Here is a 25,346-nt window from a genome sequence, read left to right on the forward strand (position 1 = left end):
CTTGAACCGTCTCCCGGAATGATGCACACCGCGCCGGCATGACCGAGACGACGCCCGCTCATCCGCTTGACCATCTTGTGCTGCCGACCGCGAACCTCGACACGGCGCGGGCGCGGCTGGTCTCGCTTGGCTTTGTCGTGGCGCCGACCGGCATCCATCCTTTCGGAACGGAAAACTGCTGCGTCTTCCTTGGAGACGGCACCTATCTCGAGCCGCTCGCGGTAGGCGACGCGCAAGCGGCGGCGCGGGCGATCGCGGAGGGAAATGTCTTCGTCGCGCGCGATCGCGCCTATCGCAACCGATGCGGCGAGGAGGGATTTTCGGCAATGGTGCTCAGCACCGGCAATGCCGATGCCGATCACGCGCGCTATGTCGAAGCAGGCCTGTCGGCGGGCGACGTGCTGAGCTTTTCGCGTGCCTTTGCCGACACCGCGGGAAAGAGCGACATGGCATCGTTCAAACTGGCCTTCGCCTCTGGAACCGGGGCGACGGACGCGTTGCTGTTTGCCTGTGAGCGGATCAACGCGCCGAAAGTGGACCGCACCGCGCTGCAAACCCATGCCAATGGCGCAACCGGCATCATCGAAGTCGTGGCGGTCAGCGACAGGCCATCCAGTCAGCGCCGATTGTTTGCGGTCGCGGCGGATACGGAGGAGGGCGCTGCGTTTCGCTTGCCGAACGCGAGTTTGACCTTGCTTCAGCCCGCTGCGTTCGAAACGCGTTTCGGCCTGCCTGCCGGTGCGCCGTCAGAACTCCGCTTCGCAGGGTTAGTTTTTTCGGTTCACCGCGCCGACACCGTCGCAAAGCTCCTTGCAGCCAATTGCGTCGCACACGACATAGACGGCAATGATAATGATATTGTCGTACGGCCGGCGCCCGGACAGGGTGCGGTTTTCATTTTCCGGGAGATCCCATGAGCAAGCCCTTGGCCCCCAATTCGTCGGTAACCGTCGGCAATGTCGTCTTCGACAACAACGCGGCCTTGGCGCTGATCGCCGGCCCGTGCCAATTTGAATCGCGCCAGCATGCTTTCGACATGGCCGGCGCGCTGAAGGAGCTTACCGGCAAGCTCGGCATCGGGCTCGTCTACAAGACCAGCTACGACAAGGCCAACCGCACCTCGCTGTCGGCGACGCGCGGTGCAGGCATGGAGGCAGCACTTCCCGTCTTCGACGAACTGCGCAAAACGTTCTCGCTCCCCGTTCTGACCGATGTCCACACAGAAGAACAGTGCTCGATCGTCGCGCCGCATGTCGACGTTCTGCAGATACCGGCTTTCCTGTCGCGCCAGACCGACATGCTGGTCGCCGCCGCCAGGACGGGCAAGGTGATCAATGTCAAGAAGGGACAGTTCCTTGCTCCATGGGACATGAAGAACGTCGTGGCCAAGATCACTGGTTCGGGCAATGCCAACGTGTTGACGACCGAGCGCGGCTCGTCCTTCGGCTACAACACGCTGGTGTCCGACATGCGTGCCTTGCCTGTTATGGCCGAGATCGGCGCGCCGGTGATTTTCGACGCCACGCATTCGGTGCAGCAGCCGGGCGGGCAGGGCGGTTCCTCTGGTGGTGAGCGTCGCTTTGTCGAGACGCTGGCGCGCGCCGCGGTCGCGGTCGGCGTTGCCGGCGTCTTCATCGAGACCCACCAGGATCCCGACAATTCAACCTCTTCCGATGGCCCGAACATGGTGCCTCTGAAGGACATGCCGGCACTGCTCGAAAGGCTGATGGCGTTCGATCGAATCGCCAAGGGTTGAAACGCACGCGCTTGTGGTCCGCAAGAGCCGGCTGTACGCTTGCCCGGCAAATGAGCACCTTGGCAGGAGGAAGCCATGTCCGTCGCCCGCGTCACCGAGATCACATCATCGTCGAAGAAGAGCTTTCAGGACGCCATCGAAAAGGGAATTGCGCGCGCCTCGAAGACCCTGAAGAATGTCGAAGGCGCCTGGATTCAGGACCAGAAGATCGTCGTTGAGGACGGCAACATCGCGGCCTACCGCGTCAACATGAAGGTCACCTTCATCCTCGCGGAGTAGCCGGTCGGAGATCAAAGAAAGTCTGGAACCTTCGTCCGCCCCCCTCATTGTCAACGCATGGCGTCAACAACAGAGAGGAGCACACCATGACGACCCAGACTGGACACACCGAAGCCATTGCCGCTTCGCGAGTCATCGGCACGTCGGTCTACAATACCGAAGGCAAGCATATCGGCAGCATCGAGGACGTCATGCTTGACAAGACGTCGAACGGCATCATGTTCGCGGTGATCGGCTTTGGCGGATTTCTTGGCATCGGCGAGAAATACCACGCCATTCCGTGGGCGAGCCTCGACTATGATGAGGACAAGGGCGGTTACGTCGTGCCCTTCACCAAGGAGCAGCTAACAGCCGCTCCCGCCTATTCGATCAACGAACTGGCAGGCTCAGACGGCGAGGCCGCGCGCGACGCGTCATACAATTACTACAAGGTCGAGCCTTACTGGCACTGACCCGACGCAAGTATGCTGGAATCGGAAAGGCCCCCGTCAACCGGGGGCCTTTCCATATGCGGCGGAAACTATTCCGCAATTTGCAGGGCCGGCAACGGTGACGATCCCTGCTGGGGCTGCTGATTGTCGCATGACGTCAGGAACGCAGCTGCAATCAGGAACAAACTCACGATACCGCTCAACTGGGACATGGCGAAACTCCTCCTGTTTCGCCCCGCGCAAACGCGACCATAAACGAGAACCAAGCCAGCCGCGCATGACTTATGATGACAGCGATTTGCGCTTCGTGAATCGGCTGGGAAAGCGGCGCGGCAATATTTGCGAACGCCCCGATTGCCTTTTGCGGCACTTTGGCTAAGACGTGCGCGACGCTTCGTCAGATCAATCGGGGACATTGCAATGACCGCCATCATCGACATTGTCGGGCGTGAAATCCTGGACAGCCGCGGAAACCCGACCGTCGAGGTCGACGTCGTGCTCGAAGACGGTTCGATGGGCCGCGCCGCGGTGCCGTCCGGCGCCTCGACCGGGGCGCATGAGGCGGTCGAGCTGCGCGACGGCGGCGCACGCTATCTCGGCAAGGGCGTGCTCAGGGCCGTCGAGGCCGTGAACGGCGAGCTGTTCGAAGCGGTCGGCGGCATGGAAGCCGAGAACCAGATCCACATCGACCGGACCATGATCGAGCTCGACGGCACGCCCAACAAGAGCCGGCTTGGCGCCAATGCCATTCTCGGCGTGTCGCTGGCGGTGGCCAAGGCCGCGGCGGATGCGGCCGGCCTGCCGCTCTACCGCTATGTCGGTGGCACCAAGGCGCATCTGCTTCCAGTGCCAATGATGAACATCATCAATGGTGGGGCGCACGCCGACAACCCGATCGATTTCCAGGAATTCATGATCCTGCCGATCGGCGCGCCGACGCTGCGCGACGGCGTGCGCTGGGGTTCGGAGATCTTCCACACGCTGAGGAAGAAGCTGAAGGACGCCGGTCACAACACCAATGTCGGCGACGAAGGCGGCTTCGCTCCCAATCTGAAAAGCGCGCCCGCCGCGCTCGATTTCATCATGGAATCGATCGAAGAGGCCGGCTTCAAGCCTGGCGAGGAGGTCGCGCTCGGCCTCGATTGCGCCGCGACCGAATTCTTCAAGGACGGCAATTACGTCTATGAAGGCGAGAAGAAGACCCGCGATCCGAAGGCCCAGGCCAAATATCTGGCCAAGCTCGCCGCCGACTATCCGATTATCTCGATCGAGGACGGGCTGGCCGAGGACGACTGGGACGGCTGGAAAATGCTGACCGATCTCATCGGCAAGAAGACCCAGCTCGTTGGCGACGATCTGTTCGTCACCAACACGGCGCGGCTGCGCGACGGCATCCGCATGGGCGTCGCCAATTCGATCCTGGTCAAGGTCAACCAGATCGGCTCGCTGACCGAAACGCTCGACGCCGTCGAGACCGCGCACAAGGCCGGCTACACCGCCGTCATGTCGCACCGTTCGGGTGAAACCGAGGATTCGACCATCGCCGATCTCGCCGTCGCCACCAATTGCGGGCAGATCAAGACGGGCTCGCTGTCGCGCTCGGATCGCATGGCCAAGTACAACCAGCTCATCCGCATCGAGGAAGAGCTCGGAAAGCAGGCGCATTACGCCGGCAAGTCGATCGTCAAAGGCTGATCCGAAAGATATGGCCGGAAACGAAAGGGCGGGCCATTCCCGCCCTTTTTGTTTTCAACACCCCAAATCCGGGCATCCGTAACCGTCCATTAAGCACAATCGGGCGAAAATGGACGCTGCCGTTTGAATAGGCGGCCGCGAGGATTGGGACGATGTGGACACGTCAGCACAAGCAGAGAAACACCGGTCGGCTGATCATTCCCTCGCTCTGCGTGGCGTTCCTGGCCTATTTCGGTTTTCATGCCTATCACGGCGAATTCGGCATCTATTCCAAGTACCGGCTCGAAGCGCAAACCGTCGACCTGCAGGGCAAGCTCGACGCCGTCAAGGCACGCCGGGTCGATCTGGAACGCCGCGTCCAGCTGATGCATGAAGGCACGCTGGAAAAGGACATGCTCGACGAGCAGGCGCGCAAGGCGCTCAACCTGTCCCATGCCGACGAAATCACCATCATGCTGCCGTCGCCGGCCAGATAACTGGATTCAAGTTAATCACCGATATTTTCAACGATTTTAATCGCTTAGATGCATGCCAGCCATGCATTTTTCAGCATGGCGAAACCTATTCTCGCATGTTAGCCTGCTCCAAATCGGTGGGGAGGACTGATCTCCCTCAGAGCGGATTTCATCTTGCTCTAATGTCCACAAAGAGACGCAACAGGGAGTGATGCATGGCCACCGCCGCCAGAAAAGCGCCTGCCAAATCGAGATCCGATAGCAAATCGTCGGGACTTTCAGCACCCAAGCCAGCCGACTTTACCAAGGACGAGGAACTTGCCGCCTACCGGCATATGCTGCTCATCCGCCGCTTCGAGGAAAAGGCCGGCCAGCTCTACGGCATGGGCTTCATCGGCGGCTTCTGTCATCTCTATATCGGCCAGGAAGCCGTCGTCACCGGCATGAAGATGGCGCTGGTCGACGGCGACCAGATGATCACCGCCTACCGCGACCACGGCCATATGCTGGCGATGGAACTGTCGCCGCGTGGCGTCATGGCAGAACTGACCGGACGCCGCGGCGGTCTGTCCCGGGGCAAGGGCGGCTCCATGCACATGTTCTCCAAGGAGAAGCATTTTTACGGCGGCCACGGCATTGTCGGCGCGCAGGTGTCGCTCGGCACGGGCTTGGCCTTCGCCAACCGCTATCGCGGCAACAACAATGTGTCGCTGACCTATTTCGGCGACGGCGCCGCCAATCAGGGCCAGGTCTATGAAAGCTTCAACATGGCCTCGCTGTGGAAGCTGCCGGTGATCTACATCATCGAGAACAACCGCTACGCCATGGGCACTTCGGTCTCGCGGTCGTCGGCCGAGACGGATTTTTCCCACCGCGGCGCCTCCTTCAAGATCCCCGGCATCCAGGTCGACGGCATGGACGTGCGTGCGGTCAAAGCCGCCGGCGATCTCGCCACCGAATGGTGCCGCGCCGGCAACGGGCCGCTGATCCTCGAAATGCAGACCTACCGCTATCGCGGCCATTCGATGTCGGATCCGGCAAAGTACCGGTCCAAGGAAGAAGTGCAGAAGATGCGCTCCGAACATGACCCGATCGAGCAGGTCAAGGCGCGGCTGCTCGACAAGAAATGGGCCACCGAGGACGAGCTCAAGACCGTCGACAAGGAGGTCCGCGACATCGTCGCCGACGCCGCCGAATTTGCCCAGAACGACGCGGAGCCGGATCCGTCCGAGCTCTGGACCGACATCGTATTGTAACGAGAGGGCAAGGACATGCCGATCGAAATTCTCATGCCCGCCCTCTCGCCGACGATGGAAGAGGGCAATGTTTCCAAATGGTTGAAGAACGAGGGCGACAAGGTTGTCGCCGGTGACGTTCTCGCCGAGATCGAGACCGACAAGGCAACGATGGAAGTCGAGGCGGTCGAAGAAGGCACGCTGGCCAAGATCGTGGTTCCCGCCGGCACCGAAGGCGTCAAGGTCAACGCTGTGATCGCCGTGCTTGCGGTTGACGGCGAAGACATCGACAAGGCTGGCGAAGGCATCGGCGAAGAGCCTCCCGAAGCTGAAACAGCAGCGCCGGCGCCTGTTGCGGCCAAGAGCGAGGCTGCGGCACCCGTTGCCGCCGCTCCAAAGACCGAAATCGCCGCCGATCCGGATATCCCGGCCGGCACCGAAATGGTCTCGACCACGGTACGCGAGGCGTTGCGCGACGCAATGGCCGAGGAAATGCGCCGCGACGGCGACGTCTTCGTCATGGGCGAGGAGGTTGCCGAATACCAGGGCGCCTACAAGATCACGCAAGGGCTGCTGCAGGAATTCGGACCGCGGCGCGTCGTCGACACGCCGATCACCGAGCATGGCTTCACCGGCGTCGGCGTCGGCGCGGCGATGGCCGGCCTGAAGCCGATCGTCGAGTTCATGACCTTCAACTTCGCCATGCAGGCAATCGACCAGATCATCAACTCCGCCGCCAAGACGCTCTATATGTCCGGCGGCCAGATGGGCGCGCCGATTGTCTTTCGCGGGCCGAATGGTGCTGCCGCCCGCGTTGCTGCCCAGCATTCGCAATGCTACGCCGCCTGGTACAGCCACATTCCCGGCCTGAAGGTGGTGATGCCTTACACGGCCGCCGACGCCAAAGGCTTGCTGAAGGCCGCGATCCGCGACCCGAACCCGATCATCTTCCTCGAAAACGAAATCCTCTATGGCCATTCCTTCGACGTGCCTAAGCTGGACGATTTCGTGCTGCCGATCGGCAAGGCGCGCATCCACAAGACCGGCAAGGACGTCACGATCGTCTCCTTCGGCATCGGCATGACCTATGCGGTCAAGGCGGAGGCCGAATTGCGCGGCCTGGGCATCGATGTCGAGATCATCGACCTCAGGACCATCCGCCCGCTCGACTTCGACACCATCATCGCCTCGGTCAGGAAGACCAACCGTCTGGTGGTGGTGGAGGAAGGCTACCCGCAGAGCTCGGTTGGCGACCATATCGCCAACCAGGTCTCGCAGCGTGCCTTCGACTTTCTCGACGCGCCGGTCATCACCATTGCCGGCAAGGACGTGCCGATGCCCTATGCGGCGAACCTCGAAAAACTGGCACTGCCCAATGTCGGCGAGGTCGTCGAGGCGGTCAAAGCCGTCACGTATCGCTGAGCGAGGCGGGAGGAAAACATGCCGATCAACATCACCATGCCGGCCCTGTCGCCCACGATGGAAGAGGGCAACCTTTCCAAGTGGCTTGTGAAAGAAGGCGATAAGGTTTCGCCGGGCGACGTGATCGCCGAGATCGAGACCGACAAGGCGACGATGGAAGTCGAAGCGGTCGATGAGGGCACGGTCGCGAGGCTGGTCGTTCCGGCCGGCACCGAAGGCATCAAGGTCAATGCGCTGATCGCCGTGCTCGCGGCCGAGGGCGAGGATGCAAGTGCCGCCGCGAAGAGTGGCGGCAATGCCGCGCCGGCAAAGGCCGAGGCGCCCAAGCAGGATAAGGCGCCAATCCCCCCACCCGTGGGGGAGATGTCGACGAAGTCGACAGAGGGGGCGCTGTCCCGCCTGCGTCTCAGCCTGTCTCGCCCCCCTCTGGCCCCACCGCCGCGACCCCCACCCCGGCCGGAAGGCCGGCCGACCCTCCCCACAAGGGGGAGGGTGAAGGTCGCACCTTCGCTTCGCCACTCGCCCGCCGCATCGCCAGGGAAGCCGGCGTCGATGTCTCTGATGTGACGGGCTCCGGCCCGCATGGCCGCGTCGTCAAGGCCGATGTCGACGCGGCGATTTCTTCCGGTGGCGCCAAGGCGGCGCCAGCCGCGAAAGCCGCGCCCGCTGGCGCTCCAGCTCCTGCTGCCGCGCCAAAAACCATGTCGGATGAGCAGGTGTTGAAGCTGTTCGCCGAAGGCTCCTACGACCTTGTCCCGCACGACAATATGCGCAAGACGATTGCGCGCCGCCTGGTCGAGGCCAAGAGCACCATCCCGCATTTCTACCTGACGCTCGACTGCGAGCTCGATGCGCTTCTGGCATTGCGCACCCAGATCAACGCCGCAGCGCCGGTGAAGAAGACCGACAAGGGCGAGGCGCCGGCCTACAAGCTGTCGGTGAACGACATGGTCATCAAGGCGATGGCGATGGCGCTGATGGCGGTGCCGGACGCCAATGCGTCGTGGACCGACAGCGCCATGGTCAAGCACAAGCATGCCGATGTCGGGGTTGCGGTGTCGATCCCTGGCGGACTGATCACGCCGATCATCCGGCGCGCCGACGAAAAGACGCTTTCCGTGATCTCCAACGAGATGAAGGATCTCGCCAGCCGGGCGCGCGGCCGCAAGCTGAAGCCGGAGGAATATCAGGGCGGCACCACGGCGGTGTCCAATCTCGGCATGTTCGGCATCAAGGACTTTGCCGCCGTCATCAACCCGCCGCATGCGACGATCCTGGCGGTGGGTGCGGGCGAGCAGCGTGCCGTGGTCAAGGACGGCGAGATCAAGGTTGCCACCGTCATGTCGGTGACATTGTCGACCGATCATCGCGCCGTCGACGGGGCGCTGGGCGCCGAACTGCTCGTCGCCTTCAAGCGCATGATCGAAAATCCGATGGGCATGCTGGTCTAGAAAGGAAAAAGGCGGTGCGGAAATTCTTCACCAGCCTTTTTGCCTTCATCCTTTCCGGTTTGGCCGGCGGGCTGGTGGCGCAGCAACTAGCCGTGGCTACAGGTGCTCAGGAAGAATATATCCTCGTCTTCATGGCTTCGGTGCTGGTCACCGTCATCCTGACGGTCGTGTTTTTCATCGCGCAGTTTATGTCGAATCCGCAAAGGGCGATAAACCGGATGACGCTGATCGCGGTTGCGTTTTTTGTGCTGGTCGGGGTTGGCCTGATCGCCTGGACCTTCTCTCAGCCGCCGGGCAAGAGCCAGTGGTCGGGCGATCTTCCGGTTGTCGCCGGTCTCGTTCTACCCGGCATCGCCACTGCGCTGGTGCAGTGGCTGTTCGTGGGCTGGCGTGTCAGGCGCTCGCAGGCAGGTTTTGGCAGGAGCGGGGCAAACGCATGAAAACGGTCCTCTGCTATGGCGATTCGCTGACCTGGGGCTATGACGCGGCAAGTCTCGACCGCCACCCGCTCGAAGACCGCTGGCCGAGCGTGCTGGGGAAAGCGTTGGGCGGCGGCGTCGAGGTCATCGCCGAGGGCCTCAACGGCCGCACCACGGCCTTCGACGACCATCTGGCCGGGGCCGACCGCAACGGTGCGCGGCTGCTGCCGACGATCCTGATGACGCATGCGCCGATCGACCTCATTGTCATCATGCTCGGCGCCAACGACATGAAGCCGTGGATCCACGGCAATCCTGTCGCCGCCAAGCAAGGTATCCAGCGCCTGATCGATATCGTGCGTGGCCACGATTATCCCTTCGATTGGCCGGCGCCGCAGATCCTGATCGTTGCGCCGCCCGCGGTCAGCCGCACGGACAATGCCGAATTCAAGGAGATGTTCGCCGGCGGCGATGAAGCCTCGCAGCGATTGGCGGCGCAATTTTCCGCCCTTGCCGATGAAGCCGGCTGCGGTTTCTTCGACGCCGGTTCGGTGGCGACAACCACGCCGCTCGACGGTGTTCATCTCGACGCCGAAAACACGCGAAAAATAGGCGCGGCGCTGGCGCCGCTCGTGCGCGTCATGCTGGAACTCTAGGGAATCGAGGAGAAAATCCGTGGCTGAGAACTACGACGTCATCATCATCGGCTCCGGCCCCGGCGGCTATGTCACGGCGGTGCGTTCCGCACAGCTCGGCTTCAAGACGGCGATCGTCGAGCGCGAGCATCTCGGCGGCATCTGCCTCAACTGGGGCTGCATCCCAACCAAGGCGCTGCTGCGCTCGGCCGAGATCATGCACCATTCGGATCATCTGAAGGACTATGGCTTGAAGATCGACGGCAAGGTCAGCGTCGACACAGCGGCGGTGGTCGACCGCTCGCGCAAGGTTTCGCTCAGGCTCAACGGCGGCGTCGCCTTCCTGATGAAAAAGAACAAAGTGGACGTCATCTGGGGCGAGGCCAAGCTGTCAAAGCCCGGTGAAATCGTGGTTTCCAAGACAGCCAAGAAGCCGATGGAGCCGCAGCCGCCGGCGCCGAAGGGCGTCAAGGGCGAGGGCACCTACACGGCCAAGCATATCATCCTGGCGACTGGCGCCAGGCCGCGCACGCTGCCCGGTATCGAGCCGGACGGCAAACTGATCTGGACCTATTTCGAGGCGATGGTGCCGAAGGAAATGCCGAAATCCCTGCTGGTGATGGGCTCGGGCGCCATCGGCATCGAATTCGCCTCCTTCTACCGCACCATGGGCGCGGAGGTGACCGTGGTCGAGCTGTTGCCGGCGGTGATGCCGGTCGAGGATGCCGAGGTCTCGAAATTCGCGCAGAAGCAGTTCGAGAAGCAAGGCATGAAGATCATTCTCGAGGCCAAGGTGACCAAGGTCGAGAAGGGCGCCAACTCGGTCACCGCTCATGTCGAGATGAAGGACGGCAAGGTCGAGAAGATTACCGCCGACCGCATGATTTCGGCCGTCGGCGTGCAGGGCAATATCGAAAATCTCGGCCTCGAAGCGCTCGGCGTGAAGACCGAGCGCGGCTGTATCGTCGTCGACGGCTACGGCAAGACCAATGTCCCTGGCATCTATGCCATCGGCGATGTCGCCGGCCCGCCGATGCTCGCGCACAAGGCCGAGCACGAGGGCGTGGTCTGCGTGGAAAAGATCGCCAATTTCCCCGGCGTGCATGCCACAGAGAAGCTGAAGATCCCGGGCTGCACCTACTGCAATCCGCAGGTCGCCTCCGTCGGTCTGACCGAAGCCAAGGCAAAGGCGGAGGGCAAGGACATCCGCGTCGGCCGCTTCCAGTTCGCAGCCAACGGCAAGGCCATCGCGCTCGGCGAGGACCAGGGTTTTATCAAGACCATCTTCGACAAGAAGACCGGCCAGTTGCTCGGCGCGCATATGGTCGGCGCCGAGGTGACCGAGCTGATCCAGGGGTTTGTCGTGGCGATGAACCTCGAAACCACCGAGGAAGAGCTGATGCACACCATCTTCCCGCATCCGACGCTGTCGGAAATGATGAAGGAAAGCGTGCTCGACGCCTATGGCCGCGCGCTGAACGCGTGATAAATTGGCCGGGTGAGATTCACACGCAAGCGCCTGGGGGAACTCAACGCAAGGTAGTTCGTTTCCGAATGCATTTTCACCTGTCACCAAGAGGAGTGGGCATATGGACGTGAATGGCGTGGGCTGGATCGCAGCCATCATCATCGGAGGGCTGGCAGGCTGGTTCGCCGAGATGTTCATGAAGAGCAACACCGGAATCTTGATGAACATCATTCTCGGCATCGTCGGCGCCGTCGTGCTGAATGCCATTCTGCAGGCGCTCAATATTGGTTCCTTCGGCGCGGGTTGGATCGCCTATCTGATCACCGGCTTCATCGGCGCCTGCCTGCTGATCTGGGTGGGACGCCTGGTGCGCCGTTAGTTGATTCAGCTCGTGCCATGCGAAAACGGCTGTGGCGGCATGCGCCGCTGTGGCCTTTTTCTTTGTGCTGAAAAGTCCTAGATGACTTGTGGAAAGCGAACGCCGGGAAGGCGCTCGCGATTAAACCGGGTTTCAGATGGTCACCGTCCTCGACACGATCGCCAACGCGCCGCGCCTGCGGCACCCCGAAAAGGCACACAAGCCTGACCAGGAGGTGCTGCGCAAGCCCGACTGGATCCGCGTCAAGGCGCCGGTGTCGAAGGGCTACGCCGAAACGCGCGAAATCGTGAAATCGCACAAATTGGTGACGGTGTGCGAAGAGGCCGGCTGTCCCAATATCGGCGAGTGCTGGGAAAAGAAGCACGCCACCTTCATGATCATGGGCGAGATCTGCACGCGTGCCTGCGCCTTCTGCAACGTGGCTACCGGTATACCGACCGCGCTCGATGCCGACGAGCCGGCGCGTGTCGCGCATGCGGTCAAGCAGATGGGCCTGAGCCATGTGGTCATCACGTCCGTCGACCGCGACGATCTCGCCGATGGCGGTGCGCGGCATTTCGCCGAGGTCATCCGTGCAATCCGGGCGGCGACGCCGTCGACGACGATCGAAATCCTGACGCCCGACTTCCTGCGCAAGGAAGGCGCGCTGGAGATCGTGGTGACGGCCAAGCCCGACGTGTTCAACCACAATCTCGAGACGGTGCCGTCGAACTATCTGACGGTGCGGCCGGGCGCCCGCTATTTCCATTCGATCAGGCTCCTGCAGCGGGTCAAGGAGCTCGATCCGTCGATCTTCACCAAATCCGGCATCATGGTTGGGCTGGGCGAGGAGCGGAACGAGATCCTGCAACTAATGGACGATCTGCGTTCGGCCAATGTCGACTTCATGACCATTGGCCAATATCTGCAGCCTTCGAAGAAGCACCACCCGGTCATCCGCTTCGTCACGCCGGAGGAATTCAAGTCCTTCGAGACGATCGGCAAGACCAAGGGCTTCCTGCTGGTGGCGTCGAGCCCGCTGACGCGCTCGTCGCACCACGCCGGCGACGATTTCGCCAGGCTGCGCGCAGCGCGCGAAGCGCAGCTCAGAAAATCAGCCTAACGCGCTGGTTTCATGCCGAAATTCGAAGCCATACGCAGCGTCGCCCATACGCCGGAACAGATGTTCGCATTGGTCGCCGACGTCGAAACCTATCCGCAATTCCTGCCGCTGTGCGAGGCGTTGACGGTGCGTTCGCGCAAGGAGCGTGATGGCCGGACGATTCTCGTCGCCGACATGAGCATCGGCTACAAGGCGATCCGCGAAACCTTCACCACGCAGGTGTTGCTCAAGCCCGACGAGAACACCATCGACGTCAAATACATCGATGGCCCCTTCAAATATCTGAGTAATGTCTGGCGCTTCGATCCGGCCGGTAGTGGCTGCGAGGTCCACTTCTTCATCGACTATGAGTTCAGGAGCCGCATTCTCGGCGCGGTGATGGGAACCATGTTCGACCGCGCCTTCCGCATGTTCGCCGAGGCCTTCGAGAAGCGCGCCGATATCATTTACGGCCCAACGCCGACAGCCTGATCCTCATCCGAGCGCGTGCAGCCCCAATTCAAGCGCGTGCTTGACCGTTTCATGGCGAATGAAATCGCGGCCCTTGTCGGCAAACAGCTGGCGTTCGGCGACCACCGGCCGGCCGGTCACGGCGACGCCGAACCAGACGATGCCGACGGGTTTTTCCGCCGAGCCGCCGCCCGGGCCGGCAATGCCGGTGACGGCAAGGGTGAGCCCGGCGCGCGAGCGTGCCAAGGCGCCGGCCGCCATCTCGATCGCCGTTTCGCGCGAGACGGCGCCATACGCGTCAAGCGTGGCGGCGGAAACGCCGAGCATCTCCATCTTGGCTTGGTTGGAATAGGTGATGAAACCGCGGTCGACGACGGCGGACGAGCCGGCGATGTCGGTCAGGGCGGCAACGATCATGCCGCCGGTGCAGCTTTCGGCCGTCGCCAGCATGATGCCGCGCCGCTGGCAGGCCTGGAGCAGGGCGTTTGCGAGGTCGCTGCTGCTCATTCGGGCACGTCGCCGGGAAACACGACGCTGGCGGTCGCGATGGCAGCTATGCCTTCCTCGCGGCCGACAAAGCCGAGCTTTTCGTTGGTTGTCGCCTTGATCGAGATGCGGTCCGGGGAAATTCCCAGCATTGCCGAAAGGGCTTCGGTCATCGCTAGGCGATGCGGGCCGATGCGCGGCGCCTCGCAGATCAGCGTGATGTCGGCATTGGCGATGCGCCCGCCGCGTTCGCGCACCAGCTTGGCCGCATGTTCGACGAAGATCCGCGAGGCAGCACCCTTCCATTGCGGATCCGACGGCGGGAAATGCGTGCCGATGTCGCCGGCGCCGCACGTGGCGAGCAGCGCGTCGGTCAAGGCGTGCAGGCCGACATCGGCATCCGAATGGCCGGACAGTTTCCTGTCGTGCGGGACAGGGACGCCGCACAGCGTGACATGGTCGCCGGGCTCGAAGGCGTGGACGTCGTAGCCATTGCCGGTGCGGATGTCCGGAAAACGCGGCCGCTCGCCGGAAAGCCGCTGATCGGCCATCGCAATATCCCTTGCCCAGGTGAGTTTGACATTGTCCGGGGAGCCCTGAACGATTTTCACCGGAATATGCGCCCATTCGGCAATCGCGGCATCGTCGGTGAAGTCCGCTTTGCCCAGACGATGGGCTTTTTCGTGGGCGGCCAGGAGCGGCCAGAACGGAAAGCCTTGCGGCGTCTGGGCGGCATGAAGCCCGATCCTGGACACAGTCTCGCCAATCATGCCAGCGGCCGACTCGCGTTTCAGCGTATCGGCGACTGGCAAAGCGGGCAGCGCTCCCTGGCGCTCGCCGATGGCTTCGATCGTGCGGTCTATCAATTCCGCGTCGACGAACGGGCGCACGGCATCATGGACGAGAACCCGGCCCGGCGCATGGCTTCTCAGTGCGAGCAGCCCGAGCCGGACGGAGTCTTGCCTGGACGCGCCACCGGTCACGGCGATGACCCGGTCGGCGTTGGCGCCGGCTGCGCCGCGAAAAAGCGCACCGTCGTCGGCATGGATGGCGACGACGACAGGACCGATTCCCGGATGCGCCAGAAACATGTCCAATGTGCGCGCGATGATGGCACGGCCGCCGATGCGCTGATACTGCTTCGGTCCGTCGGCCTGTCCAGCGCGCGCGCCGCGCCCTGCGGCGACGATGACCACACCCACCTTGTCGTTTGCTGCGTCGGCTGGTTTTTTGCTTGCGTCCGTCATGGCGAGAGGCTTAGCGCACGATCCCGAAAAGTGTAATCGGTTTTTGCTGCGCTGACCTTCGGTTCGGAAAAGATCGTGCGCCAGATATTAGTTCCAAAGCGGCTTGTAGCGAAGGCCAGCATTTTCCCAAATGCGCCTTGATGTGGCGTCATTCCGCGTTGCACATTGCTGCCATTCTGGCTAGAGAATGTGCAGCAATCGAAAATGCTTGGTTTTTGTGCATGCCTGACTTGACCGAACTTGACTTGACCAAATTGGCTTTGCCGCTCGACGTCGGGGGCGTGAGAATCCGCAACCGCGTCTTTCTCGCACCCATGTCTGGTATATCAGATGAGCCGTTCCGGCAACGCGCCCACGCGCATGGTGCCGGGCTGGTCGTGTCGGAGATGGTGGCGAGCGGCGAATTGGCCAAGGGCAGGGCAGGCTGCGATCTGCGCATCCGTCATTCCGGGCTGCCCGTCCACATGGTCCAGCTTGCCGGCCGCGAGGCGGCGCATATGGCCGAGGGCGCGCGAATCGCCGCGGGCGAGGGCGCCGACATCATCGACATCAACATGGGCTGCCCGGCCAAGAAGGTAACAGGCGGCTATGCCGGTTCGGCGCTGATGCGCGATCTCGACCACGCGCTGTCGCTGATCGAGGCTGTGGTCGGCGCCGTCGAGGTGCCGGTCACGGTCAAGATGCGGCTCGGCTGGGACGAAAGCGCGCTCAACGCCCCTGTTCTGGCACGGCGCGCCGAGCAGGCCGGCGTCAGCATGGTGACGGTGCATGGCCGCACACGCTGTCAGTTCTACCAGGGCAAGGCCGACTGGCGCGCCATCGCCCGCGTCAAGCAGGCCGTGTCGATCCCGGTCGTCGCCAATGGCGATGTCGGCTCGGCGGCGGAGGCAGCCATGATCCTCGACCAGTCCGGCGCGGATGCCGTGATGATCGGCCGTGCGCATTACGGCGCGCCCTGGACGGCAGGCGGCATCGCGGCTGCCGCGGCAAGGGAGGCAGCGCCCGGCGTGCCCGAAAACAGGCAAGCGCTCGCCGACTACATCGTTTCCCACTATGAGGACATGCTGGCGCTCTATGGCAGCGAAAGCGGGCTGCGCCAGGCGCGCAAGCATCTTGGCTGGTATCTCGACCGTCATGCCGCCGGTGTCGCTGACGATCGGCGCAAGGCCATACTCACATCTTTTGAGCCCGCGCGCGTCATCGACCTGTTGCGCGAGACGTTTTCCAGCACTGTGGAAGCGGCGAACCTGCGGAGTGCAGCATGAACGCCACGATCGCAAAGAAAATTGAAATGGCGGACGCCGCCCACATCGTGCTGAACACCATCCGCCGGCCGGTGATCATGGTCGATGCGCAAGGCTTCATCATCTTCGCCAATGCCGATGCCGAGGATTTCTTCCGCTCGAGCGCGACCATGCTCGCCCGCAACACCTTGTCGAAACTCATTCCCTTCGGCAGTCCGCTGCTGACGCTGGTCGACCAGGTGCGCGAGCGCCGGGCGCCGGTCAACGAATACCGGGTCGACGTGTCGTCGCCGCGCCTCGGCATCGAGAAGGTCGTCGACCTCTATGTCGCGCCGGTGCCGGAATTTCCGGGCTCCGTCGTTGTCATGTTCCAGGAACGGTCGATGGCCGACAAGATCGACCGGCAAATGACGCATCGGGGAGCCGCGCGTTCGGTGACCGGGCTTGCCGCCATGCTCGCCCACGAGATCAAGAACCCGCTCTCCGGCATCAGGGGCGCTGCCCAACTGCTCGAACTGTCGGCTTCCGACGAGGATCGCGCGCTGACCCGGCTGATCACCGACGAAACCGATCGGATCGTGTCGCTGGTCGATCGCATGGAGGTGTTTTCCGACGAGCGGCCGATCGACCGTTATCCCGTCAACATCCATGTCGTGCTCGACCATGTGAAGGCCATCGCCAAGAACGGTTTTGCCAAGCGGATCAAGATATTGGAGGATTATGATCCATCCTTGCCTCCGGTTTTCGCCAACCGCGACCAGCTCATCCAGGTGTTCCTCAACCTGGTCAAGAATGCCGCCGAGGCCATTGGCAGCGATCCGCAAGGCGAGATCAGCCTGTCGACGGCTTTCCGGCCCGGCATTCGTGTTTCCGTGCCGGGAACGCAGGATCGCGTTTCGCTGCCGCTGGAATTCTGCGTGCGCGACAATGGCTCGGGTGTTTCCGAGGACATCCTGCCGATCCTGTTCGATCCTTTCATCACCACCAAGCCGAACGGCTCGGGACTTGGTCTGGCGCTGGTTGCGAAAATCGTCGGCGAGCACGGTGGCATCATCGAATGCGATTCGACGCCGCGCAGCACGACGTTCCGCATTCTGATGCCGGCCTGGAAGGAAACGTCGCTTGGCACCGACGATGACGGCGAAGGAGACCGCAAATGACGGTTCGCGGCAATATTCTGGTCGCCGACGACGATGCGGCCATCCGCACGGTCCTCAATCAGGCGCTTTCGCGCGTCGGCCATGAGGTGCGTGTGACCTCCAACGCGTCCACGCTGTGGCGCTGGGTGGCGGCCGGTGAGGGCGATCTCGTCATCACCGATGTGGTGATGCCGGACGAGAACGCTTTCGACATGCTGCCGCGCATCAAGAAGGCGCGGCCGGAACTGCCCGTCATCGTCATGAGCGCCCAGAACACCTTCATGACCGCGATCCGCGCCTCCGAGACCGGCGCCTACGAATATCTGCCGAAGCCGTTCGACCTGACCGAGCTGCTCAACATCGTCAACCGGGCGCTTTCCGAGCCGAGGCGGCCGAAAATCGACACGCGGGCGGACGAGCCGCCGGAATCGATGCCGCTGGTCGGCCGCTCGGCGGCCATGCAGGATATCTACCGCATGCTGGCACGCATGATGCAGACCGACCTGACGGTGATGATTTCAGGCGAATCGGGCACCGGCAAGGAACTGGTGGCACGCGCGCTGCACGAATATGGCCGCCGTCGTGGCGGCCCATTCGTCGCCATCAACATGGCGGCGATCCCGCGCGACCTGATCGAATCGGAACTGTTCGGGCACGAGAAGGGCGCCTTCACCGGCGCGCAGAACCGCTCCACCGGCCGTTTCGAGCAGGCCGAAGGCGGCACGCTCTTCCTCGACGAGATCGGCGACATGCCGATGGAAGCGCAGACGCGCCTGCTGCGCGTCCTGCAGCAGGGCGAATATACCACCGTCGGCGGCCGCACGCCGATCAAGACCGACGTGCGCATCGTCGCCGCCACCAACAAGGATCTGCGCACGCTGATCAACCAGGGGCTTTTTCGCGAGGATCTGTTCTATCGCCTGAATGTCGTGCCGCTGAGGCTGCCGGCGTTGCGTGAGCGATCCGAGGACATTCCCGATCTCGTCCGGCACTTCTTCAAGATCGGTGCCAGCGAAGGCCTGCAGACAAAACGTATTTCCACCGGCGGCATCGAGTTGATGAAGCGCTATCCGTGGCCTGGCAATGTGCGCGAGCTCGAAAATCTTGTCCGCAGGCTGGCCGCGCTCTATTCGCAGGACGAGATTTCCGCCGAGATCATCGAGGCGGAACTGAAGACCGGCGAGCGGCCGGTCGTTCCCGGCGGCGGCAACCTCATTCCCGACGATCTGTCCATCGGCCAGGCGGTGGAACATTTCCTGCAGCGCTATTTTGCTTCCTTTGCCGGCGAATTGCCGCCCGCCGGCCTCTATCAGCGCATTCTCTCCGAGGTCGAATACCCGCTGGTCCTGGCCTCGATGACGGCGACCCGCGGTAACCAGATCAAGGCCGCGGAACTGCTGGGGCTGAACCGCAATACGCTGCGCAAGAAGATCCGCGAACTCGGCGTCAACGTCTACAAATCGTCCAGGCAACCTTAGTCAGGCAACCTCAGAGAGACGTCGAAAGCGATTCCCGATTTTCGGGCCGATGCGATGGATCCCGCACCCTTTTCCGGGGACAGATCGCCGAAAGATTTCCGTCCAGGTCACACTTGTTGCATAATCGCCACAATGCGTTGCATAGATCCGACGCAATCATTGGCTCCAGACGGCAACATGGCTTCACAGGCACCGACACTGAGCGAACCGCTTTTCAGCAAACCCGGCCCAAGGGACGGGCGGCGGCTGCTTGCGCTGCCCGGCGTGGTTGCGATTGCCGGGGCGCTGGTCACGGCGGCGATCTCCTTCGCCATTCTCGTCGGCGCCACGCCAATCGTCCCGAACGAGAAGACGACGCTGGCGCTTATCGCCCTCAACGCCGCGTTCGTCCTGTTCCTGATCGCGCTGGTCGGCCGCGAAGTGCATCGCATCTTGATGGCGCGCCGGCACGGCAAGGCGGCGTCGCGGCTGCATGTGCGTATCGTGGCGATGTTTGCGCTGGTCGCCGCAATTCCCGCGATCATGGTGGCGATCATCGCCTCGATCACCCTCGACATCGGCCTCGACCGCTGGTTCGAAATCCGCACCAAGACCATCGTCAACTCGTCGCTGTCGATTGCGGACGCCTATGTGCAGGAAAACGCGCGCAATCTCCAGGGCACGACGCTGTCGATGGCCTACGACCTCGATGCGTCACGCACGCTCTACGGCCTCGACCGAACCGGTTTTCTCGATCTCATGAACAAGGAAGCCGTTGGCCGTTCGCTGGCCCATGCAGCACTCATCAAGCCCGACGGGTCTTTCGTCATGAGCGCCAAGACCGATGCGGATTTTGCCATGCCGGAACCGCCGGAAGGCGCCGTCGCCAGTGCCGCCGATGGCAAGCCGGTGCTGATCGAGCCGAAAACACGCAACATCATGGGCGCCATCGTCAAGCTGCGCGAGATCGAAGGGCTCTACCTCTACACCATTCGCCTCGTCGACCCCGAAGTGATCAAGGCGCGGCAGATCGTCCGGTCCAACACCGACGAATACCGCGGCCTCGAAGACAATCGCCGCACCTCGCAAGTGGCCTTCGCGCTTCCCTATTTGTCGCTGACGCTGATCATCATCCTGTCCGCCATCTGGACCGGCATTGCGGTCGCCGACCGCCTGGTGCGGCCGATCCGTCAACTTATCGGCGCGGCCGACGAGGTCGCGACCGGCAATCTCGACGTTGCCGTGCCCGTTCGACCCTCCGATGGCGACGTCGCCTCGCTCGGCGACACCTTCAACAAGATGCTGCTGGAGCTGAAATCGCAGCGCAACGAGATCCTGTCCGCCAAGGATCTGATCGACGAGCGGCGGCGGTTTTCGGAAGCGGTGCTTGCCGGCGTCACCGCCGGCGTCATCGGCGTCGATCCCTATGGCATCGTCACCATCGTCAACCGGTCGGCCGAGACGATGCTGGCCATATCGGCCACCGCCGCACTCGGGCAGAACCTGTCGGCCGTTTTGCCGCATGTCGGCCGCGTCTTCGAGATCGGCCGCAAGTCGGGCAAGCCGGTCTATCGTGAGCAGGTGACCTTCTACCGCGCCGGCACCGAGCGGACCTTCAATGTGCAGATCACGATCGAGGCTGGCGATGACGGTTCGGAGGAAAAATCCTACGTCGTGACGGTCGACGACATCACCGATCTGGTCCAGGCGCAGCGCTCGTCGGCCTGGGCCGATGTGGCGCGGCGCATCGCCCACGAGATCAAGAATCCGCTGACGCCGATCCAGCTTTCCGCCGAGCGCATCAAGCGCCGCTACGGCAAGGTCATCACCGAGGATCGCGAGGTTTTCGACCAGTGCACCGACACCATCATCCGGCAGGTCGAGGATATCGGCCGCATGGTCGACGAGTTCTCCGCCTTCGCGCGCATGCCCAAGCCTGAAATGAAGTCCCTCGACTTGCGCGAATCATTGCGCGAGGCCTCGTTCCTCGTCGAAGTGAGCCGCGCCGACATCACTTTCGAGCGTGTGTTCGGCAACGAACCGCTGAAAGGCACCTTCGACAGCCGGCTGATGGCGCAGGCTTTCGGCAATGTCATCAAGAACGCGGCCGAGGCCATTGACGGACTTGATCAGAAGGATCGTTCGGACGGCATAATCCGGATTCAGGCCGGGCGCCAGAATGGCGCGATTCGCATCGACGTCATCGACAATGGCAAAGGCTTGCCGCGCGAGAATCGCCAGCGGCTGCTGGAGCCCTATATGACGACGCGCGAAAAAGGTACCGGGCTCGGCCTCGCTATCGTCAAGAAGATCGTGGAGGACCATGGCGGCCGGCTCGAACTGCATGACGCGCCGGCGGACTTCCACGGTGGGCGGGGCGCGATGATCAGCATCATCCTGCCGCCTGCGGCCGTTACCGCGCCATCGCGCGGCGAGGGCAGGACGGAAAACGAGAGAGAAACTGAAAAGGTCGGTAATGGCGTCTGACATTCTCATCGTCGATGACGAGGAAGACATCCGCGAGCTCGTCGCCGGTATTTTGAGCGACGAAGGTCACGAAACCCGCACGGCATTCGATGCCGACAGCGCGCTGGCGGCGATCGCCGACCGGGCGCCGAGGCTGATTTTCCTCGACATCTGGCTGCAGGGCTCGCGGCTGGACGGGCTGGCGTTGCTGGACGAGATCAAGACGATGCATCCCAACCTGCCGGTGGTGATGATCTCCGGCCATGGCAATATCGAAACGGCGGTCTCCGCGATCCGCCGCGGCGCCTACGACTTCATCGAAAAGCCGTTCAAGGCCGACAGGCTGATCCTGATCGCCGAGCGTGCGCTGGAGACATCGAAGCTGAGGCGGGAGGTTTCGGACCTCAAGCAGCGCAGCGGCGAGACCTTCGACCTGATCGGCATGTCGTCGGCGATGAGCCAGCTGCGCCAGACCATCGAGCGCGTCGCGCCGACCAACAGCCGCGTCATGATCATTGGCCCGTCAGGCTCGGGCAAGGAGCTTGCGGCCCGCGCCATCCATACACTGTCGATGCGCAAGAGCGCACCGTTCGTCACCTTGAGCGCCGCCAACATCACGCCCGAGCGCATGGAGATCGAGCTGTTCGGCACCGAATCGAACGGCGTCGAACGCAAGGTCGGCGCATTGGAGGAAGCCCATCGCGGCATCCTCTACATCGATGAAGTGGCCGACATGCCGCGCGAGACGCAGAACAAGATCCTGCGCGTGCTGGTTGAACAGCAGTTCGAACGGGTAGGCGGCACCAAGCGGGTCAAGGTCGATGTCCGCATCATCTCGTCGACCTCGCAGAACCTGGAGGCGATGATCGCCGACGGGCGTTTCCGCGAGGATCTCTATCACCGCCTGGCAGTGGTTCCGGTCATGGTGCCTGGGCTGGCCGAGCGGCGGGAAGACATTCCCTATCTGGTCGACAATTTCATGAAGCAGATCGCTCGTCAGGCCGGTATCCGGCCGCGGCGCATCGGCGACGACGCACTGGCCGTGCTGCAGGCTCACAACTGGCCGGGCAATGTCCGCCAGTTGCGCAACAATGTCGAGCGGTTGATGATCCTGGCGCGCGGCGACGATGTCGATGCGCCGATCACCGCCGACCTTTTGCCCGCCGAGATCGGCGACGTCATGCCGCGCACGCCAAACCAGTCCGACCAGCACATCATGGCGCTGCCGTTGCGTGAAGCGCGCGAACAGTTCGAGAAGGACTACCTGATCGCCCAGATCAACCGTTTTGGCGGCAACATCTCGAAGACCGCCGAATTCATCGGCATGGAGCGCTCGGCGCTGCATCGCAAGCTGAAGTCGCTGGGCGTCTGACCGGCGGCCTGCCGCGGGCTTTGCCGCTTCTGGCCCACGCATTTGTCGGTTACGCCGGTGGCGGAATCGCTAAGAAAGCCGGGAATATCCTGAGGATTGCAGATGCCGCGCATTGCCTATGTGAACGGGCGCTATGTCGCTCACGCCGACGCTTTTGTGCACATCGAGGATCGTGGCTACCAGTTTGCCGACGGCGTCTACGAGGTCTGCGAGGTGGCGCGCGGCTTCATCGTCGACATGCCGCGCCATCTCGCCCGGCTGGACCGATCGCTGCGCGAGCTCTCGATCGGCTGGCCGGTCACCCCAGGCGTGTTGCCGCTCATCCTGCGCGAAGTGGTGCGCCGCAACCATGTCGCCAACGGCCTGGTCTATCTCCAGGTGACGCGCGGCGTTGCCAGCCGCGACTTTGTCTTCCCGGCGGCCGGCACGAAGCCATCGCTGGTGGTGACGGCCAGGAAAGCCGATCCCGCCGTTGCCGCCAAGCGGGCCGAGAGCGGGATCAAGGTCATCACAGTGCCGGAGAATCGCTGGGACCGGGTCGATATCAAGACCGTCGGCCTGCTGCCCAACGTGCTTGCCAAGCAGAAGGCCAGGGAAGCGGGCGCCCACGAAGCCTGGTTCGTCGATGCCGACGGCACCGTCAAGGAAGGCGGGTCGTCGAACGCCTGGATCATCACCAGGGATGGCGTGCTGGTGACGCGGCCGGCCGAGCACGGCATCCTGCGCGGCATCACCCGCACCACGCTGTTCGAAGTGGCCGCCAAGCTCGGGCTGACGGTTGAGGAGCGGGGCTTTTCGGTCGCCGAAGCCAAGGCCGCGCGCGAGGCTTTTATCAGTTCCGCGACGACGATTGCCATGCCGATCGTGTCGATCGATGGAGTTCCCGTGGCCAACGGCCATCCCGGCTCAATAACACTTTCCTTGCGGCAGGCCTTTTTTGACGTTGCGGAAAAAAGTCCGGCCTGATAACCGCACAGGTGGAATGAACATCAATATATCTCGTTCTGCTTGTCGTTACTGACGGCAAGAGGGTGTTTGTACGCTTGACATGCGCCGGTTAATTTGGCGCATTGGCCTGCAAACCGAAGGGGATCGGCGAAAGACAAGAACAATGGCGGAACGATCGCAAAACCTTCAGGACCTGTTCCTGAACTCAGTTCGCAAGAGCAAGAACCCGCTCACCATCTTCCTCATCAACGGCGTGAAGCTGACCGGCGTGGTCACTTCATTCGATAATTTCTGTGTTTTGCTGCGTCGTGACGGCCATTCCCAGCTCGTCTACAAGCACGCCATTTCCACGATCATGCCGAGCCAGCCGGTTCAGATGTTCGATGGCGAGGAAAGCCAGGGCGCCTGATTGGCACGTGAGAAAGACGCGGACCGCAGCGTTCGTGGAAAAAAATCATTACATCAGCCCGGGACGGAGGCCAAGGGGCCGACACGGGCCGTCGTCATCGTGCCCGTGCTCACCCGCCAGCAGCGCGGCGACGATGAGACGAATCGCCCGCGCCTGACGCGTTCGGCCGAGGCTCGTCACGACGAGGCGGTCGGGCTTGCCCGCGCCATCGATCTTGACCCGATCCACACGGCAGTCGTGACCGTCAACGATCCGCGCCCGGCGACCTTGCTCGGCAGCGGCAAGGTGGCGGAGTTCGCGGAGATCGTCAAAGAGGGCCATGCGGAGCTGGTCATTGTCGATCACCCGCTGACGCCGGTGCAGCAGCGCAATCTCGAGAAGGAATTGAACGCCAAGGTGCTGGATCGCACCGGGCTGATCCTGGAGATCTTCGGCGAGCGCGCGCGCACCAAGGAAGGCACGCTGCAAGTCGAACTTGCCCATCTCAACTACCAGAAGGGCCGGCTCGTCCGCAGTTGGACCCACCTTGAACGCCAGCGCGGCGGCGCCGGCTTCCTCGGCGGTCCCGGCGAAACGCAGATCGAATCGGATCGGCGTGTCCTGCAGGACAAGATCATCAAGCTGAAGCACGAGCTGGAAACCGTGCGCCGCACCCGCGACCTGCACCGCGCCAAGCGCAAGAAGGTGCCGTTTCCGGTGGTGGCGATCGTCGGCTACACCAATGCCGGCAAGTCGACGCTGTTCAACAAGCTGACCGGCGCGGGCGTGCTGGCGGAAGACATGCTGTTCGCCACGCTCGATCCGACGCTGCGTCGCGTGCGCCTGCCGCACGGCACGCCGGTCATCCTTTCGGATACGGTCGGCTTCATTTCGGACCTGCCGACGCATCTGATCGCGGCCTTCCGGGCGACGCTGGAAGAGGTGGTCGAAGCCGACCTCGTCATCCATTTGCGCGATATTTCGGACCCCGATACCGCCGCACAGGCCGAGGATGTCGAGCGCATCCTCGCCGATCTCGGCGTCGATGCCGGCGACGCCAAGCGCGTCATCGAAGTGTGGAACAAGATCGACCGGCTCGACGAGGGCAACCGGGCGCGGTTGCTCGCCGACGGTACGGACGGCAACAAGACGCCGCCGATCGCCATATCGGCCGCCACCGGCGAAGGCATCGATGCGCTGAAGGCGATCATCGAGACAAGGGTGTCGGGCGAGCTGGCAACGCTGACAATCACGCTCACGCCGGCTCAATTTGGCCTTGTCGACTGGCTCTATCGCAATGGCGACATCGTTTCGCGGGCCGACAATGAGGATGGCAGCGTGACCGTTTCGCTCAAGGCGACGCAAAGCGCGCGCGAAGAGATCGAAACCAGATTGCACCGTAAAAACAACGGGTAAGGGCCT

24 protein-coding genes and 1 pseudogene are annotated in these 25,346 nt (G+C 62.8%); 23 read left to right on the forward strand and 2 right to left on the reverse strand.

The genetic code is table 11. The features are described 5' to 3' along the window. Nucleotides 1–38: 38 nt before the first annotated feature. The 15 genes and pseudogenes from MESS4_RS17565 (at nt 39) to MESS4_RS17635 (ending at nt 13,198) form a co-directional block, all read left to right on the forward strand. A complete protein-coding gene (locus MESS4_RS17565) occupies nt 39–917 on the forward strand; it encodes a VOC family protein (RefSeq protein ID WP_006333511.1) in 879 nt (292 codons plus the stop codon). After that, entirely contained in the window at nt 914–1,756 is an 843-nt protein-coding gene (gene kdsA, locus MESS4_RS17570; protein WP_006333512.1) for a 3-deoxy-8-phosphooctulonate synthase, read from the forward strand. The genes MESS4_RS17565 and kdsA overlap by 4 nt, the downstream gene beginning before the upstream one ends. A gap of 75 nt (nt 1,757–1,831) precedes the next feature. Continuing rightward, complete coding sequence (locus MESS4_RS17575) at nt 1,832–2,035, forward strand: dodecin family protein (protein ID WP_006333513.1); 204 nt, start codon at nt 1,832–1,834, stop codon at nt 2,033–2,035. An 86-nt stretch (nt 2,036–2,121) separates the two neighbouring features. Continuing rightward, entirely contained in the window at nt 2,122–2,487 is a 366-nt protein-coding gene (locus tag MESS4_RS17580; protein WP_006333514.1) for a PRC-barrel domain-containing protein, read from the forward strand. Between the two features lie 399 nt (nt 2,488–2,886). After that, on the forward strand, nt 2,887–4,161 hold the full coding sequence (eno, locus tag MESS4_RS17585; protein ID WP_006333515.1) for a phosphopyruvate hydratase: 1,275 nt from the start codon (nt 2,887–2,889) through the stop codon (nt 4,159–4,161). Between the two features lie 152 nt (nt 4,162–4,313). Beyond that, a complete protein-coding gene (locus tag MESS4_RS17590; RefSeq protein ID WP_006333516.1) occupies nt 4,314–4,637 on the forward strand; it encodes a septum formation initiator family protein in 324 nt (107 codons plus the stop codon). 194 nt (nt 4,638–4,831) lie between these two features. After that, entirely contained in the window at nt 4,832–5,872 is a 1,041-nt protein-coding gene (gene pdhA, locus MESS4_RS17595) for a pyruvate dehydrogenase (acetyl-transferring) E1 component subunit alpha (protein WP_006333517.1), read from the forward strand. Between the two features lie 15 nt (nt 5,873–5,887). Further along, nucleotides 5,888–7,273: a pyruvate dehydrogenase complex E1 component subunit beta gene (locus MESS4_RS17600; RefSeq protein WP_006333518.1), complete on the forward strand. Its 1,386-nt coding sequence runs from the start codon at nt 5,888–5,890 to the stop codon at nt 7,271–7,273. Nucleotides 7,274–7,291: 18 nt separating this feature from the next. Continuing rightward, a pseudogene (locus MESS4_RS17605) lies at nt 7,292–8,724 on the forward strand (pyruvate dehydrogenase complex dihydrolipoamide acetyltransferase). A gap of 14 nt (nt 8,725–8,738) precedes the next feature. Next, the gene (locus MESS4_RS17610) at nt 8,739–9,164 is read left to right on the forward strand and encodes a hypothetical protein (protein WP_006333519.1); all 426 of its coding nucleotides are present in this window, start codon (nt 8,739–8,741) and stop codon (nt 9,162–9,164) included. Beyond that, complete coding sequence (locus MESS4_RS17615) at nt 9,161–9,799, forward strand: SGNH/GDSL hydrolase family protein (protein WP_006333520.1); 639 nt, start codon at nt 9,161–9,163, stop codon at nt 9,797–9,799. The genes MESS4_RS17610 and MESS4_RS17615 overlap by 4 nt, the downstream gene beginning before the upstream one ends. Before the next feature lie 19 nt (nt 9,800–9,818). After that, on the forward strand, nt 9,819–11,264 hold the full coding sequence (lpdA, locus tag MESS4_RS17620; protein WP_006333521.1) for a dihydrolipoyl dehydrogenase: 1,446 nt from the start codon (nt 9,819–9,821) through the stop codon (nt 11,262–11,264). Between the two features lie 103 nt (nt 11,265–11,367). Beyond that, nucleotides 11,368–11,625 (forward strand): GlsB/YeaQ/YmgE family stress response membrane protein, encoded by a 258-nt coding sequence (locus MESS4_RS17625; RefSeq protein ID WP_006333522.1) that lies wholly within the window; start codon nt 11,368–11,370, stop codon nt 11,623–11,625. A gap of 136 nt (nt 11,626–11,761) precedes the next feature. Next, nucleotides 11,762–12,727, forward strand: a complete 966-nt coding sequence (gene lipA / locus MESS4_RS17630) for a lipoyl synthase (protein ID WP_006333523.1) — start codon at nt 11,762–11,764, stop codon at nt 12,725–12,727. 12 nt (nt 12,728–12,739) lie between these two features. Beyond that, nucleotides 12,740–13,198: a type II toxin-antitoxin system RatA family toxin gene (locus MESS4_RS17635; RefSeq protein ID WP_006333524.1), complete on the forward strand. Its 459-nt coding sequence runs from the start codon at nt 12,740–12,742 to the stop codon at nt 13,196–13,198. Between the two features lie 3 nt (nt 13,199–13,201). Here the strand turns inward: MESS4_RS17635 and MESS4_RS17640 are convergent, their stop codons facing one another. Both MESS4_RS17640 and MESS4_RS17645 read right to left on the reverse strand, forming a co-directional pair. Beyond that, nucleotides 13,202–13,684: a CinA family protein gene (locus MESS4_RS17640; RefSeq protein ID WP_006333525.1), complete on the reverse strand. Its 483-nt coding sequence runs from the start codon at nt 13,682–13,684 to the stop codon at nt 13,202–13,204. Next, nucleotides 13,681–14,910 (reverse strand): bifunctional 2-C-methyl-D-erythritol 4-phosphate cytidylyltransferase/2-C-methyl-D-erythritol 2,4-cyclodiphosphate synthase, encoded by a 1,230-nt coding sequence (locus tag MESS4_RS17645; protein WP_006333526.1) that lies wholly within the window; start codon nt 14,908–14,910, stop codon nt 13,681–13,683. Before MESS4_RS17645 ends, MESS4_RS17640 begins: the two co-directional genes overlap by 4 nt. A gap of 221 nt (nt 14,911–15,131) precedes the next feature. Here MESS4_RS17645 and dusB point away from each other — a divergent pair, with 221 nt between their 5' ends. From dusB to hflX, 8 genes are all read left to right on the forward strand, one after another. Continuing rightward, nucleotides 15,132–16,175, forward strand: a complete 1,044-nt coding sequence (dusB, locus tag MESS4_RS17650) for a tRNA dihydrouridine synthase DusB (protein ID WP_006333528.1) — start codon at nt 15,132–15,134, stop codon at nt 16,173–16,175. Beyond that, nucleotides 16,172–17,314 carry a nitrogen regulation protein NR(II) gene (locus tag MESS4_RS17655; RefSeq protein WP_006333529.1) on the forward strand — a complete coding sequence of 381 codons (1,143 nt, stop codon included), beginning with the start codon at nt 16,172–16,174 and terminating at the stop codon, nt 17,312–17,314. Before dusB ends, MESS4_RS17655 begins: the two co-directional genes overlap by 4 nt. After that, the gene (gene ntrC / locus MESS4_RS17660) at nt 17,311–18,771 is read left to right on the forward strand and encodes a nitrogen regulation protein NR(I) (protein WP_006333530.1); all 1,461 of its coding nucleotides are present in this window, start codon (nt 17,311–17,313) and stop codon (nt 18,769–18,771) included. Before MESS4_RS17655 ends, ntrC begins: the two co-directional genes overlap by 4 nt. 177 nt (nt 18,772–18,948) lie before the next feature. Then, nucleotides 18,949–21,237, forward strand: a complete 2,289-nt coding sequence (locus MESS4_RS17665; protein WP_006333531.1) for a PAS domain-containing sensor histidine kinase — start codon at nt 18,949–18,951, stop codon at nt 21,235–21,237. Beyond that, complete coding sequence (locus MESS4_RS17670) at nt 21,227–22,588, forward strand: sigma-54 dependent transcriptional regulator (RefSeq protein WP_006333532.1); 1,362 nt, start codon at nt 21,227–21,229, stop codon at nt 22,586–22,588. Before MESS4_RS17665 ends, MESS4_RS17670 begins: the two co-directional genes overlap by 11 nt. Nucleotides 22,589–22,690: 102 nt before the next feature. Beyond that, a complete protein-coding gene (locus MESS4_RS17675; protein ID WP_006333533.1) occupies nt 22,691–23,554 on the forward strand; it encodes a D-amino-acid transaminase in 864 nt (287 codons plus the stop codon). Nucleotides 23,555–23,699: 145 nt separating this feature from the next. Continuing rightward, nucleotides 23,700–23,945 (forward strand): RNA chaperone Hfq, encoded by a 246-nt coding sequence (gene hfq / locus MESS4_RS17680; RefSeq protein WP_006202172.1) that lies wholly within the window; start codon nt 23,700–23,702, stop codon nt 23,943–23,945. Further along, on the forward strand, nt 23,946–25,340 hold the full coding sequence (hflX, locus tag MESS4_RS17685; RefSeq protein WP_006333534.1) for a GTPase HflX: 1,395 nt from the start codon (nt 23,946–23,948) through the stop codon (nt 25,338–25,340). Nucleotides 25,341–25,346: the final 6 nt, after the last annotated feature.

The organism is Mesorhizobium sp. STM 4661 (genome assembly GCF_000359125.1).
Taxonomy (GTDB): domain Bacteria; phylum Pseudomonadota; class Alphaproteobacteria; order Rhizobiales; family Rhizobiaceae; genus Mesorhizobium.